This is a genomic window from Bradyrhizobium cajani, from assembly GCF_009759665.1.
Taxonomy (GTDB): Bacteria; Pseudomonadota; Alphaproteobacteria; order Rhizobiales; family Xanthobacteraceae; genus Bradyrhizobium; species Bradyrhizobium cajani.
The window spans coordinates 102,300-115,194 of record NZ_WQNE01000011.1 but is presented as its reverse complement, the minus strand read 5'-3'; the positions used below and the strand labels follow the sequence as shown (position 1 = coordinate 115,194).

Below are 12,895 nucleotides of genomic sequence, written 5' to 3'. Positions count from 1 at the left end.
ATGCGACGCTATGTCCCGCGGGTTCCATTCAGGTTTTTGCGCGGGCCCAAGTTTTCGGGAAACACGCCATCAATTTGCATGCAAACGAACAACAAAAAGGGCGCTGAAAACAGCGCCCTTTTGCATCTCATTGAAGCCGCTTTCGCGGCGAATGCGACAGAAGCGATTAACGCTTCGAGAACTGGAAGGACCGGCGGGCCTTGGCCTTGCCGTACTTCTTGCGCTCGACCACGCGGGAGTCGCGGGTGAGGAAGCCGCCCTTCTTGAGCACGCCGCGCAGCTCCGGCTCGAAATAGGTGAGCGCCTTGGAGATGCCGTGACGGACCGCGCCGGCCTGGCCGGAGAGGCCGCCGCCGGCGACGGTGCAGATCACGTCGTACTGGCCGGACCGCTGGGCCACGGAGAACGGCTGCTCGATCATCATGCGCAGCACGGGACGGGCGAAATAGACCTCGACCTCGCGCGCGTTGACGGTGACCTTGCCGGCACCCGGCTTGATCCAGACACGGGCGACCGCGTCCTTGCGCTTGCCGGTGGCATAGGCGCGGTTGAACTTGTCGACCTTCTTCTCGTGCTTGGGCGCGTCGGGCGCGGCCGCCGTCTTGAGCTGCGAGAGCTGGTCGAGCGACTGGATGGATTCGGCCATGTTATGCGGCCCTCGTGTTCTTGCGGTTCAACTTGGCGATGTCGATCTTCTCGGGCTGCTGCGCCTCGTGCGGATGATCGGCCCCGCCGTAGACGCGGAGGTTGCCCATCTGCACGCGGCCGAGCGGACCACGCGGGATCATGCGCTCGACGGCCTTCTCGAGCACGCGCTCGGGATGCTTGCCCTCGAGGATCTGGCGCGCGGTGCGCTCCTTGACGTGGCCGACATAGCCGGTGTGCTTGTAGTAGGTCTTCTGCTCGCGCTTGCGACCGGTGAGGACCGCATGCTGCGCGTTGATGATGATGACGTTGTCGCCGCAATCAACGTGCGGGGTGTAGGTCGGGAGGTGCTTGCCGCGCAGGCGCATGGCGACGATGGTGGCGAGACGGCCGACGACCAGACCCTTGGCGTCGATCAGCACCCACTTCTTCGTCACCTCGGCCGGCTTTGCCGAAAAGGTTTTCATGTCAGAATTTCCGTGAGGGAGACATCGGCGCGAACACCGCACCGGACTGCGGCGCTTTCTAGAGAAGAGCGGCGCAACGGTCAATGCCCACGAACCGAAATTGTATGTTGAATATCAATGGCTTAAAAATACGGTATCAAAGTACCTGCGAAAAGCTCAAACATTTGGAATGGAATAGGTCGATGTGACATGGGCGATCGGATCCGGCGAGGTTCCGGACAACAGGTTCACCTCCCCGACCGCCAGCCGCTTGCCGAGCTTGAGCAGCCGGGCCTCCGCCAGCACGTCCTGCCCGGGCTGCCCCTTGCGCAGGAAGTTGATGTTGAGATTGGTTGTGACCGCGAGCCCGATCGGGCCGATCGCGGACAGCAGCACCACATACATGGCGAAATCGGCGAGCGCCATCAGCGTCGGGCCGGATACGGTTCCACCTGGTCGCAGCATCCTTTCGCTGTAGCGCTGACGCAGAAGGCAGGTCTGGCCGTCCGCGCTTTCGATCATGATGTCGTCGCCACTGAAGGCCTGGGGAAATTCATCGCGGAGAAATTGCTCGAGCTCCGCCACGCTCATTTTCGCTAACGCCATGCTGTTCCCACCCTCGCTTCACCTGCCCTGTTACATTAAGTTATCTGCGTCATCCAACTGCAATAATCCAACCGGAAACGCTCCGATGTCCGCCCAGGCCGCCCGCGCCCCCTCCCCGCAAGCCCCGATCCTGCTGCGCGACACCGTCGGCAGCATCGCGGTGCTGACCCTGAATCGCCCGGCCGCCCGCAACAGCCTGTCGCAAGCGATGATCGCAAGCCTGCATGCCGCGCTCAATGAGATCGGCGACGAGAAGGCGGTCCGCGGCGTGGTGATCGCCGCCAACGGCCCCGCCTTTTCCGCCGGCCACGACATCAAGGAACTGACCGCGCGCCGCACTGACCCCGATCGCGGCCGCGCCTTCTTCGCCGAGATGATGAACGCCTGTAGCGCGATGATGCAGGCGGTCGTGCACCTGCCCAAGCCAGTGGTCGCATCCGTCCAGGGCATCGCGACCGCGGCCGGCTGCCAGCTGGTGGCGAGCTGCGATCTCGCGATCGCCTCCGAAGCGGCCAGCTTCGCAACACCCGGCGTCGATATCGGCCTGTTCTGCTCGACGCCGATGGTGGCGCTGTCGCGCAACGTGCCGCGCAAGCAGGCGATGGAGATGCTGCTCACGGGCGAGCCGATCCCGGCCGCGCGCGCCCGCGAGATCGGGCTCGTCAATCGCGTCGTTGCAGCCGGCACCGAGCGCGATGCCGCGATCGCGCTGGCGGAGAAGGTCGCGCTGAAGTCCGCCTACACCGTCAAGCTCGGCAAGGAGGCATTCTACCGCCAGGTCGAGATGAACCTTGCGGAGGCCTATCGCTATGCGGCAGAGGTGATGACCGAGAACATGATGGCGCGCGACGCCGAGGAAGGCATCGGCGCGTTCATCGAGAAGCGCACGCCGACATGGCGGGATGAGTGACACTCTAGCATCGTCATTCCGGGGCGGCTCGCAGAGCCGAACCCGGAATCTCGAGATTCCGGGTTCGCGCTCTCGCGCGCCCCAGAATGACGGAAAGAAAAGATGAACCACGACGCCTATCCCGACAATTACATCCGCGGCATCCTCAACAGCGTGAAGTCGATCGCAATGGTCGGCGCCTCGCCGGTCAACGTGCGGCCGAGCTACTTTGCGTTCAAATATCTGGCGCAGCGCGGCTACGACATGATCCCGGTCAACCCGGGCCATGTCGGCAAGGAGCTGCTCGGAAAACCCTTCGTCGCCTCGCTGTCCGACATCGGCCGCCCCGTCGACATGATCGACATCTTTCGCAATTCCAGCCACATCATGCCCGTGGTCGAGGAAGCCTTGACACTGGATCCACTCCCAAAGGTGATCTGGATGCAGCTGGGCGCGCGCGACGATGCGGCGGCTGCGAAAGCGGAATCAGTTGGTATCAAGGTGGTGATGAACCGCTGCCCCAAGATCGAATACGGGCGCTTGTCGTCCGAGATCTCCTGGATGGGCGTCAATTCACGCACGCTCAGCTCCAAGCGGGCGCCGGTACCGACGCAAGGCATGCGGCTATCCCTCAATCGGATGAGTATGGGCGGTGGCGACACCGCGGCCTCTGATCGCGCCGCCAAGAACAAGACCGAGCAAGGCTGACGCAATCGCGAAGCATTCATGTCGCGAACGCGACAATGCGTAGCACGATCATTCCGATATGAAGCGGCGGCTTGACGGCGGACGCGGCGCCCATCAGCATGCCGCGCGATTTCAGACCACAAGAACAGGACGCCATCAATGAGCGATCGCCTTCCGGGATTTTCAACGCTTGCCGTGCATGCCGGTGCACAGCCCGATCCCACCACCGGTGCGCGCGCAACTCCGATTTATCAAACGACCTCTTTCGTCTTCAATGACGCCGACCACGCCGCTTCGCTGTTCGGATTACAGGCGTTCGGCAACATCTACACCCGCATCGGCAACCCGACCAACGCGGTGCTGGAAGAGCGCGTCGCGGCGCTCGAAGGCGGTACCGCCGCGCTTGCGGTCGCCTCGGGCCATGCCGCGCAGGTCGTGATTTTGCAGCAGTTGCTCCAGCCCGGCGACGAGTTCATCGCCGCGCGAAAACTCTATGGCGGCTCGATCAACCAGTTCACCCATGCGTTCAAGAGCTTCGGCTGGAACGTGGTGTGGGCCGATCCCGACGACATCGCAAGCTTCGAGCGCGCGGTGACGCCGCGCACGAAGGCGATCTTCATCGAGTCCATCGCCAACCCCGCCGGCAGCATCACCGACATCGAGGCGATCTCGACGGTGGCGCGCAAGGCCGGCGTGCCGCTGATCGTCGACAACACGCTGGCCTCGCCCTATCTGATCCGTCCGATCGACCACGGCGCCGACATCGTCGTGCACTCGCTGACGAAATTCCTGGGTGGCCACGGCAATTCGCTCGGCGGCATCATCGTCGATGCCGGCACCTTCGACTGGTCCACGGATGGCAAATATCCGATGCTGTCGGAGCCGCGGCCCGAATATCACGGCATCCGCCTCCAGGAGACCTTTGGCAATTTCGCCTTCGCGATCGCCTGCCGCGTGCTCGGCCTGCGCGACCTCGGGCCGGCGCTGTCGCCGTTCAACGCCTTCATGATCCTCACCGGCATCGAGACGCTGCCGCTACGCATGCAGAAGCACTGCGACAACGCCAAGGCGGTCGCCGAATTCCTCGCCGGACATCCCGCGGTGGCCTCGGTCAGCTATGCCGGCCTTGCGAACGACAAGTACAACCAGCTCGCGCGCAAATATGCACCGAAGGGCGCGGGCGCCGTGTTCACCTTCAGCCTGAAGGGCGGTTATGACGCCGGCGTCAGCCTGGTGTCGAAATTGCAGCTGTTCTCGCACCTCGCCAATGTCGGCGACACCCGCTCGCTGGTCATCCATCCCGCCTCGACCACGCACAGCCAGCTCGACGACGCGGCGAAGGTGAAGTCCGGCGCCGGCCCGGACGTGGTGCGGCTCTCGATCGGGATCGAGGACAAGGAAGATCTGATCGCCGACCTGGAGCAGGCGCTGGGCGCCTAGTCTCCCACGTCGTTCCGGGGCGGTGCGAAGCACCGAACTATGGTGCGCAATTGCGCATCTGAGAACCTCGAGATTCCGGGTTCGGCTCTACGAGCCGCCCCGGAATGACTGGACCGCAGTTAACAGTCCTTAACCATATCTGCCGCATAGATCACCTTTGGATCACCCCTTTGATTCGGAGCCGACGATGCTGCGCTGGATGGTGCCTGCCCTTGCGGCGATGCTGACGGTCTCGGCTGCGGTTGCTGCCGATCTGCCTGCCACGCCGAAGCGCCGGGCCGTCGCTCCGCCGCCGGAGGTCTACGTCGAGACCGATCCGGATGCGCTGATCTCGCCGGCCTATGGCATCGGCAGCTACATCAGCAATCTGCCGGGCACGCCGCTGCTGCCGGGCTCGCATACATTGCCGGGCTATTACGGCCGTCCCTGGTCCTACGACTATCAGGGCGCATATTACGGCGGGAAGCAGGTCGATTATTTCTGGCGGCTGCCCTATGCCTGCGGCGTCTACGGCTATTGCTGATCAGCCGGGCTGATGGTGATCAGCCGGTCTGACCGACCGGAACCGCGCGCGGCTGCGCTTCGACAGATTGCCGCGACGCGAGCCGCTCCACCTGCATCACCGCAAGCGTGAGCACCACGATCGCGACCGCCTGGTGTGCGAGGGCCAGTCCAATCGGCACCTGATTGAGCAGCGTGAGGATGCCGAGCAGCGCCTGCACGCTCACCGCCGCGAACAGCCAGAGCGCACCGCTTGCCGCTGAACCAGCGCGCGACCGCACCGCGTCGAACGCATGCAGCGCCGCCAGCACGAACAGCGCATAGGCCGTCATGCGGTGCTCGAACTGCACCGTCAGCACGTTGTCGAACATATTGCGCCACCATGGCGTCTCGAACAACAGCCGCTCGCCTGAGGGAATGAACGCCCCGTCGATCTGCGGCCAGGTGTTGTAGGCGCGCCCGGCGCGCAGGCCGGCGACTAGTGCGCCGAAATAGATCTGCACCAAGGTCACAACGAGGAGCAGCGCGCTTGTAAGGCGCAGCCGCGCGGGCGCAACGATCTGTGGCCGATCGGCAAGCCGCCGCACCGTCCAGACGATGCCCGCGAAGATCAGCAGCGCGAGCAGCAGATGCGTCGCCAGCCGATATTGCGACACCTCGACACGTTCGGTCAGGCCTGAGGCCACCATCCACCAGCCGACCGCGCCCTGGAGCCCGCCGAGCCCGAACAGCAGCCACAGCCTGCGCTTCAGCTCACCCGACAGCCCACCGCGCCACAGGAAGAACAGGAACGGCAGCAGATAGGCGACGCCGATGAAACGGCCGAGTAGCCGGTGGCTCCATTCCCACCAGAAGATCTCCTTGAACTCGGACAGGCTCATGCCTGCATTCAGCTCGCGGTATTGCGGGATCTTCTTGTAGGCCTCGAACGCTTCGGTCCACTGCGTCTCGGTGAGCGGCGGCACGCTGCCCGTGACCGGCTTCCATTCGACGATCGAGAGGCCGGATTCCGTCAGCCGGGTCGCGCCGCCGACCAGCACCATCAGCGCAATCAGCGCGGCCACGGAAATCAGCCACCAGCGCACGGCGCGATGCGGTTCGGACGGGGCGGAAATCGTCGTCATTTCAGGCTGAAACCAGGGCTTTAAACCAATGAGGCTTGAACCGGACTGCATGCCCCTTATAGTCCCCCACTCCCGCAGCGCAAGTTACGCGAAAGCCGCAAGCTCCCGTCATGACGATCCGCACCCGCAAGTTCCTCGGCGCCATCCTGCTGCTGGTGCTGGCCACCGTGTGGGCACTGCTCGGCATGGCGCTGGCGCAGATGCCATGGATCGCCGAGTCCGGCTGGCGGCAGGCGATCTATTACGTGGTGGTCGGCATGGGCTGGGTGCTGCCGGCGATGCCGATCGTGAGCTGGATGCAGCGGCCCGACCGCGCGAAATCCTAGAGCATGATCCGGAAAAGTGTGAAGCGGTTTTCCGAAAAGATCATGCTCAAACAATGACCTAAAGCGCGATGACGATTCATCTCAATCTCATCGCGCTTTAGTTCGTTGCGCTGCGCGTCGGCCTTACCGGCGCGAAGGCGACGCCGGACACCAGCACGCGCATCATGCGCAGGGAGCCCACCCGGCCGTCCCAGGAAATCCGCGGCAGCGCGCGCAGGTTGGTGCGCCCCTCCGCCTCCACGATGCCCGGGATCGTCGACACGGCGCTGGCAAAGCCAGCCTCCTTCGCCATCACGACATGGCTGCGCCGGAACGAGGTGCGATCGCCGAACGGAAACGCGAAATGCCTGACATCGCGGCCGAACGCCGCCTCCGCCACCGCCCTGCCCATCGTCATCTCGCGCAGCGCGGCTGTGTCCTTCATGTTGGCGAGAACGGGATAGTTCACCGTCGCGCTGCCGATCGTCACCAGCGGATCGGCCGCGAGTCTGGCCAGATCCTCCCAATCCATCGACGCTTCGCGCGAGAGTGCGGCAAGATCGATCCGGTAGCGCGTGCAGAGATCGCTGATCGCGGCCGACAGATCCGCCGGCGGCAGCGAACGCAGCCAGCTCTCGAGATACGAAAACAGCGCCCGCTTCTCGGCATTGCCGGTGACGGTGAAGCGCTGCTCCCTCTCGCCCATCATCAGGCTGATGCGGCTCTCGCGCGCGATCATCCGTTCGAGCCCGAGCCACCAGGCCTCTCCGACGCCATCGGGAAACGCGGTTGGCACATAGATCGTGAAGGGCACTGCGTGATGCGCCAGCACCGGGTAGGCGAAGTCGATCAGATCCTTAGGCGCGCCATCGAAGGTGAGCGCCACGAAGCGCCGCCTCTCCGGCAGCGTCACCGCACGCCGGCAGACCTCGTCCATGCCGACAAAATCATAACCCCAGCGCTTCAGCGCGCGGATGGCGCGATCGAGGAACCGCGGCGTGATCTCGCTTTCGCGCAGCGGCTGAAACGCCCCGCGCCGCCGCGGCCGCACATGCGCGAAGCGCAGGATGGCGCCGGCACCACGACCGCGCAGCGCAGCCCGGCCCGAGAACCAGGCCAGCTCGAGCCGCAGCCGTTCCAGCCATCTGTCGTCGGACGCCAATATCCCGCCTTCGTGCTCGCGACGGCCCGTTCCGTCTCCTATTGTCATTACCCTTTGTTGACATTTCTTTGCAAAGGTCGGCCACAGGCCGAATTCCGCGTATTTTTGATTTCTCGACAGGTTTCGCGAATGACCATGGCTGCGGCGATGCAAAGCCGGACGGCAGAAGCGCCAGCGCGGTCGAAAGCGAGCCGTATCGCGCATGTCGATGTCGTCACCGATCTCGACGCGGCCGAGCCGATCTGGCGCGCCTTCGAGGAAAGCGGCCACCTCTTCACGCCCTACCAGCGCTTCGACCTGCTCGGCCCGTGGCAGCGGCTGGTCGGCGGCGGCGAAGGCGCCCGCCCCTTCATCGTGATCGCCCGCGATGCCGAGCATCATCCGCTCGCGCTGCTGCCGCTCTCGCTGCGCCAGGGCCACGGCGTGCGCACCGCCGGCTTCATGGGCGGCAAGCATACGACCTTCAACATGGGCCTGTGGCACGCCGAGTTCGCGGCGAACGCCGCTATCGCCGATCTCGACGCGCTGCTCGCGCCGCTGCGCGAGCATGCCGACGTGCTCTCGCTGACGCAGCAGCCGCTGCGCTGGCACGGCCAGCAGAACCCGCTCGCGCTGCTGCCGCGCCAGAGCGCGATCAACGGCTGCCCCCTCCTGGCGGTGGAGCCTGGCGGCCCGCCCGCGTCGCGGATCAGCAATTCCTTCCGCCGCCGCCTGAAGAGCAAGGAAAAGAAGCTTCAGACGCTGAGCGGCTACCGCTACCACCTTGCCACCACGGATGCGGACATCCTTCGCCTGCTCGACTGGTTCTTCCGCGTCAAGCCGGCGCGGATGGCGGAGCAGAAGCTGCCGAACGTCTTCGCCGAACCGGGGGTCGAAGCGTTCGTCCGCAGCGCGTGCCTGGCGCCCCGCGGCGAAGGCCGCGTCATCGACATCCACGCGCTCGAATGCGACGACGAGGTGATCGCGATCTTCGCCGGCGTCGCGGACGGCCAGCGCTTCTCGATGATGTTCAACACCTACACGATGTCGGAGCATGCCCGCTACAGCCCCGGCCTGATCCTGCTGCGCAACATCATCGATCGCTACGCCGAACGCGGCTATTGCGGGCTCGACCTCGGCATCGGCTCGGACGACTACAAGCGGATGTTCTGCAAGGACGACGAAGAGATCTTCGACAGCTTCGTGCCCCTGACTTCGCGCGGAAAGCTCGCGGCGATGGCGATGTCCTCGCTGAGCCATGGCAAGCGGCTGGTGAAGCAGAACCAGATGCTGTTCGAGCTGGCGCGCAGGCTGCGGCAGGCGTTCGGGTAACAATTCTCCGCTCGCGAGCTGCCCTTCCCTTCTCCCCTTGTGGGAGAAGGTGGCGCGAAGCGCCGGATGAGGGGTTCTCTCCACTCGCCAGACTATTCGTGAGGATAGAGACCCCTCACCCGCCTTCGCTTCGCGAAGCCACCCTCTCCCACAAGGGGAGAGGGTAAGAAAGCTACGCCGCCACCACGCGCGGCGTCTCCACCGCATTCGACGGCTGCACCGGCCTGCTCAGCATCGTCACCTCGCTGAAGCCGACCGCCTTGAGCTGCTCGCACATCAGCGTGCGCGCGTCCGCCGTCATCGACGCGTCGGGCACCACGACGGCGCGGGCATGCGCCGTCAGCAGTTCCGCCGGGAGGTCCGAAGCGCTGCCGGCATCGAGCAGCACGTGGTCGTAGGCGCGCAGCAGCGCGTCGATCGCGAGCGTCACCCGCGGCGATTGCAGCAGGCTGCGGTCGAAGCCGGGGCGGCCGGCCATGACCAGATGCAGCCGCGACAGCTTGTCCCGGGTGATGACTTGCGCAAACGAGGCTTCGCCCTGCATCAGCTCGGCAAGGCCGGGCGCGGAAGCATCGACCGACACTGCGGCAATCGTCGGCGAGGACGCCGCGAGATCCACCACGACGACGCGCGCATCGCGCGCCAGATGCCGGGCGAGCGTCAGCGTCGACAACGTGACGGTTTCGCCCGATGCGGTGCCGAGCACCGTCACCTTCTTCGCGGCCGCTCCCGCGGCGCGCAGGCTGTCGGCCAGGCGTTCGATCTCGGCGAATTCGCTGACATCGGCATCGCTCGCCATCTCCGGCTGAAGCGGCGCGGGCTCTTCCATCACGGGGGCGACGACCGGCTCGACCACCGGTTCGTGGCGAATTGTCGCCTGCGGCTGAGCTTGCGCCGGGGCGAGCGCGGCAACCGCGCGCGGCGCGGTCTGGCGCAACAACTCGCCGGTGACGACGACGCCGGACGAGAGCAGCAGCGTCGCGATCGTCGCGATCAGCACGATCGGCAGCTTCTTCGGATAGGCCGGCGTGTTCGAGACGATGGCGCGCGAGATGATCCGGCCGTCCGTCGGCGCGGTGTCGATGGTCTCGCGGGTGTTGGCCTCGCGGTATTTGGCGAGATACGTCTCGAGCAGGTCGCGCTGGGCCTTGGCCTCGCGCTCGAGCGCGCGAAGCTGGACGTCCTGGCCATTTGTCGAGGTCGCCTGCTTCTTGAGCTGTTCGAGGCTCGCGGTCAGGCTATCGACCCGGCCGCTGGCGATCCGCGCGTCATTCTCCAGCGAGCGCGAAATCTTGCTGGCTTCGTCGCGGATCTGGGTGTCGAGATCGCCGAGCTGGGCCTTCAACTCCTTGATGCGCGGATGGTTGCCGAGCAGCGTCGAGGATTGTTCGGCAAGCTGGGCGCGCAGCGTCACGCGCTGCTCCGACAACCGTCGCACCAGCTCGGAGTTCAGCACCTCGGAGGCCTCGATCGGTTTACCGCTCTGGAGCATTTCGCGGATCAGGCGCGCCTTGGCTTCGGCATCGGCCTTCAACGCGCGCGCATTGTTGAGCTGGGTGTTGACCTCGCCCATCTGCTGGTTCGACAGCGTGGTGTTGTTGGTGCCGATAAACAGGCTCGACTTGGAACGAAAGTCTTCGACCCGGGCTTCGGCGTCGGAGACCTTCTTGCGCAAACTCTCGATCTCGCCCGCGAGCCATTGGCTGGCGTTCTTGGCCTGCTCCTGGCGCGCCCCTTGCTGGAGCACGAGATAGCCGTCGGCGATCGAATTGGCGACGCGGGCGGCAAGCTCCGGATCGGCGGACTGGAATTCGACCACGATCACGCGCGACTTGTCGACGGCGTAGGCCTGGAGACGTTCGTAGTAGGAGTCCAGCACGCGCTCTTCCGGCGTCATCGAGAACGGATCGCGGACGATGCCGATCATCGCCGCCAGCGACTTCAGCGGCGAGATGCCTTGCAGCACCGGATCGAATTCCGGCCGCTCCGCAAGCTTGTTCTTCCTGATGATCTCGCGCGCCAGATCGCGCGACAGCACCAGCTGCACCTGGCTGGTCACGGCCTCGGCGTCGAGTGCCTGGCGCTCCTCGGTGCGGTCGCTGTTCGGCCGCAGGAACACGTTCTCGCGGCCGTCGATCAGGATACGGGTTTCAGACTTGTAGCGCGGCGTAACGAGATTGACGGCGGCGACGGAGGCGACGAGCGCCAGCACCGTCGGCACGATGATCCAGCCGCGCTTGCGGGCCAATGCGGACCCCAGCGCATGCAGATCGATGTCACCGGACTCGGCTGGCGCCTGCTTCGCGGCAACGGGCGCAGGCCTTGCTTCGAGCTTGGCCTCAACCTTGGACTCAACCTTGGTCTTGGCTTCGGCTTTGGACTTCGAAACAGCCCGCTCGACCACCGCCTTGTCCTTGCCGGCACGCCAGAACGCTAAACGCATCGAACACTCCCGCAGGGCAACGCTGCGACTCTACCTCAACCGGGACGATTACACTCCATTAAGGTTGCCGCTGGGTTAATCGCGCTCCGCTGTGACGCGCAGCCCGCATCGCCGTCATCGTTTGTTAACCACGAGGGCTCTTAATCCGTCTCGATATTTCGCAAAATTGTCCGGCGTCCATGCCCCCCTCTCCCGATCAGCCGCTTCGCATCCTGCACGCCGTGCGCGCGCCCGTCGGGGGCATCTTTCGCCATATCCTCGATCTCGCCAACGGCCAGGTCGATCGCGGTCACCACGTCGGCATCCTCGCCGACAGCCTTACCGGCGGCGAGCGCGCGGAAAAGGCCCTTGCCGAGCTCGCGCCACGGCTGAAGCTCGGCGTGCACCGGCTGGCGATCCGGCGCGAACCGTCCCCCGACGACGTCATGGTGTGGCTGCGCATGCGACGCCTGATCGGCGAGCTCAAGCCCGACGTGATGCACGGCCACGGCGCCAAGGCCGGCGCCTTCGTCCGCATGCGGCGGCGCTCGGACGACACTATCCGCATCTACACGCCGCATGGCGGCTCGCTGCATTATCCGCTCAACACCTTCAAGGGCGAGTTCTACGCGCGGCTCGAACGCACGCTGATGGATGCGACGGACCTGTTCCTGTTCGAGAGCGCCTTTGCCCGCGACACCTATCAGCGCATCGTCGGCAAGCCCAAGGGCGTCGTGCATTGCGTGTTCAACGGCGTGACGCCGGAGGAATTCGAGCCGGTCGTCACCGCCGACGATGCCACCGATCTCGCCTATGTCGGTGAGTTCAGGCACATCAAGGGCGCGGATCTGCTGGTTGATGCGGTGGCCCGCCTGCACGAGGGCGGCAGGAAGGTCACGCTGACGCTGGGCGGCGACGGCGAGGAAACCGCGGCGTTGAAGGCGCAGGTCGAGAAACTCGGCCTCACGAACGCGATCCGCTTCATCGGCCACGTCAAGGCGCGCTACGGCTTCTCGAAGGGCCGTCTCCTGGTCGTGCCGTCGCGCGGCGATTCCATGCCTTATGTCGTGATCGAGGCGGGCGCAGCCGGTATTCCCATGATCGCCGCGCGCGTCGGCGGCATCCCCGAAATCTTCGGACCCGAGAGCCCCGCCCTGTTCGCCGCAAGCAACGCGGAGGCCATGGCTGAGGCGATTGCCGCCGCACTCGACAACCCGCAAGGAACCACGCAGCGTGCAGTCTCCTTGCGCGAACGCATCTCCGCGCATTTCTCCCAGCAGGCGATGGTCGATGGCGTGCTCGCGGGCTATCGGGACGCCTTTACCAATCACTAACCAACCTTAAGAGCGCTTTAGAA

Annotated in this window: 13 protein-coding genes; 7 read left to right on the top strand and 6 right to left on the bottom strand. The window is 65.1% G+C overall.

All coding sequences use genetic code 11. From position 1 onward, the window contains the following. Positions 1 to 166: 166 nt before the first annotated feature. From rpsI to GPL20_RS15745, 3 genes are all read right to left on the bottom strand, one after another. On the bottom strand, positions 167 to 646 hold the full coding sequence (gene rpsI / locus GPL20_RS15755; protein ID WP_157330373.1) for a 30S ribosomal protein S9: 480 nt from the start codon (positions 644 to 646) through the stop codon (positions 167 to 169). Position 647: 1 nt separating this feature from the next. Then, complete coding sequence (gene rplM, locus GPL20_RS15750) at positions 648 to 1,112, bottom strand: 50S ribosomal protein L13 (protein WP_011087726.1); 465 nt, start codon at positions 1,110 to 1,112, stop codon at positions 648 to 650. 156 nt (positions 1,113 to 1,268) lie between these two features. Continuing rightward, a complete protein-coding gene (locus GPL20_RS15745; protein WP_148753589.1) occupies positions 1,269 to 1,697 on the bottom strand; it encodes a PaaI family thioesterase in 429 nt (142 codons plus the stop codon). Between the two features lie 85 nt (positions 1,698 to 1,782). On the opposite strand from GPL20_RS15745, the gene GPL20_RS15740 reads away from it, so the two are divergent. The 4 genes from GPL20_RS15740 to GPL20_RS15720 all read left to right on the top strand — a co-directional run bounded on the left by GPL20_RS15740 (position 1,783) and on the right by GPL20_RS15720 (position 5,236). Continuing rightward, positions 1,783 to 2,607 (top strand): enoyl-CoA hydratase, encoded by an 825-nt coding sequence (locus tag GPL20_RS15740; protein WP_167533050.1) that lies wholly within the window; start codon positions 1,783 to 1,785, stop codon positions 2,605 to 2,607. A 102-nt stretch (positions 2,608 to 2,709) separates the two neighbouring features. Next, a complete protein-coding gene (locus GPL20_RS15735) occupies positions 2,710 to 3,294 on the top strand; it encodes a CoA-binding protein (RefSeq protein WP_157330371.1) in 585 nt (194 codons plus the stop codon). 138 nt (positions 3,295 to 3,432) lie between these two features. Beyond that, positions 3,433 to 4,713 (top strand): O-acetylhomoserine aminocarboxypropyltransferase, encoded by a 1,281-nt coding sequence (locus GPL20_RS15730; RefSeq protein ID WP_157330370.1) that lies wholly within the window; start codon positions 3,433 to 3,435, stop codon positions 4,711 to 4,713. Between the two features lie 187 nt (positions 4,714 to 4,900). Further along, on the top strand, positions 4,901 to 5,236 hold the full coding sequence (locus GPL20_RS15720; RefSeq protein WP_157330369.1) for a hypothetical protein: 336 nt from the start codon (positions 4,901 to 4,903) through the stop codon (positions 5,234 to 5,236). Positions 5,237 to 5,255: 19 nt separating this feature from the next. Here GPL20_RS15720 and GPL20_RS15715 read toward each other — a convergent pair whose 3' ends face one another. Then, positions 5,256 to 6,338, bottom strand: a complete 1,083-nt coding sequence (locus tag GPL20_RS15715; RefSeq protein ID WP_157330368.1) for a COX15/CtaA family protein — start codon at positions 6,336 to 6,338, stop codon at positions 5,256 to 5,258. Between the two features lie 110 nt (positions 6,339 to 6,448). On the opposite strand from GPL20_RS15715, the gene GPL20_RS15710 reads away from it, so the two are divergent. Continuing rightward, on the top strand, positions 6,449 to 6,664 hold the full coding sequence (locus tag GPL20_RS15710; protein ID WP_157330367.1) for a DUF2842 domain-containing protein: 216 nt from the start codon (positions 6,449 to 6,451) through the stop codon (positions 6,662 to 6,664). Positions 6,665 to 6,761: 97 nt separating this feature from the next. On the opposite strand, the gene GPL20_RS15705 is transcribed toward GPL20_RS15710, so the two are convergent. Beyond that, positions 6,762 to 7,805: a polysaccharide deacetylase family protein gene (locus tag GPL20_RS15705; protein WP_157330472.1), complete on the bottom strand. Its 1,044-nt coding sequence runs from the start codon at positions 7,803 to 7,805 to the stop codon at positions 6,762 to 6,764. Positions 7,806 to 7,934: 129 nt separating this feature from the next. On the opposite strand from GPL20_RS15705, the gene GPL20_RS15700 reads away from it, so the two are divergent. Beyond that, positions 7,935 to 9,116, top strand: a complete 1,182-nt coding sequence (locus GPL20_RS15700) for a GNAT family N-acetyltransferase (protein ID WP_157330366.1) — start codon at positions 7,935 to 7,937, stop codon at positions 9,114 to 9,116. A 172-nt stretch (positions 9,117 to 9,288) separates the two neighbouring features. On the opposite strand, the gene GPL20_RS15695 is transcribed toward GPL20_RS15700, so the two are convergent. Then, the gene (locus tag GPL20_RS15695) at positions 9,289 to 11,559 is read right to left on the bottom strand and encodes a GumC family protein (RefSeq protein ID WP_157330365.1); all 2,271 of its coding nucleotides are present in this window, start codon (positions 11,557 to 11,559) and stop codon (positions 9,289 to 9,291) included. Positions 11,560 to 11,738: 179 nt separating this feature from the next. Here GPL20_RS15695 and GPL20_RS15690 point away from each other — a divergent pair, with 179 nt between their 5' ends. Beyond that, complete coding sequence (locus GPL20_RS15690) at positions 11,739 to 12,872, top strand: glycosyltransferase family 4 protein (protein ID WP_157330364.1); 1,134 nt, start codon at positions 11,739 to 11,741, stop codon at positions 12,870 to 12,872. Positions 12,873 to 12,895: the final 23 nt, after the last annotated feature.

Excerpts from the sequence above, each read along its gene's own strand:
- GPL20_RS15745 (WP_148753589.1), bottom strand. The coding sequence starts at position 1,697 with ATGGCGTTAGCGAAAATGAGCGTGGCGGAGCTCGAGCAATTTCTCCGC.
- rpsI (WP_157330373.1), bottom strand. The coding sequence starts at position 646 with ATGGCCGAATCCATCCAGTCGCTCGACCAGCTCTCGCAGCTCAAGACG.
- GPL20_RS15740 (WP_167533050.1), top strand. The coding sequence starts at position 1,783 with ATGTCCGCCCAGGCCGCCCGCGCCCCCTCCCCGCAAGCCCCGATCCTG.
- GPL20_RS15715 (WP_157330368.1), bottom strand. The coding sequence starts at position 6,338 with ATGACGACGATTTCCGCCCCGTCCGAACCGCATCGCGCCGTGCGCTGG.
- rplM (WP_011087726.1), bottom strand. The coding sequence starts at position 1,112 with ATGAAAACCTTTTCGGCAAAGCCGGCCGAGGTGACGAAGAAGTGGGTG.
- GPL20_RS15730 (WP_157330370.1), top strand. The coding sequence starts at position 3,433 with ATGAGCGATCGCCTTCCGGGATTTTCAACGCTTGCCGTGCATGCCGGT.
- GPL20_RS15690 (WP_157330364.1), top strand. The coding sequence starts at position 11,739 with ATGCCCCCCTCTCCCGATCAGCCGCTTCGCATCCTGCACGCCGTGCGC.
- GPL20_RS15735 (WP_157330371.1), top strand. The coding sequence starts at position 2,710 with ATGAACCACGACGCCTATCCCGACAATTACATCCGCGGCATCCTCAAC.
- GPL20_RS15710 (WP_157330367.1), top strand. The coding sequence starts at position 6,449 with ATGACGATCCGCACCCGCAAGTTCCTCGGCGCCATCCTGCTGCTGGTG.
- GPL20_RS15695 (WP_157330365.1), bottom strand. The coding sequence starts at position 11,559 with ATGCGTTTAGCGTTCTGGCGTGCCGGCAAGGACAAGGCGGTGGTCGAG.
- GPL20_RS15720 (WP_157330369.1), top strand. The coding sequence starts at position 4,901 with ATGCTGCGCTGGATGGTGCCTGCCCTTGCGGCGATGCTGACGGTCTCG.
- GPL20_RS15700 (WP_157330366.1), top strand. The coding sequence starts at position 7,935 with ATGACCATGGCTGCGGCGATGCAAAGCCGGACGGCAGAAGCGCCAGCG.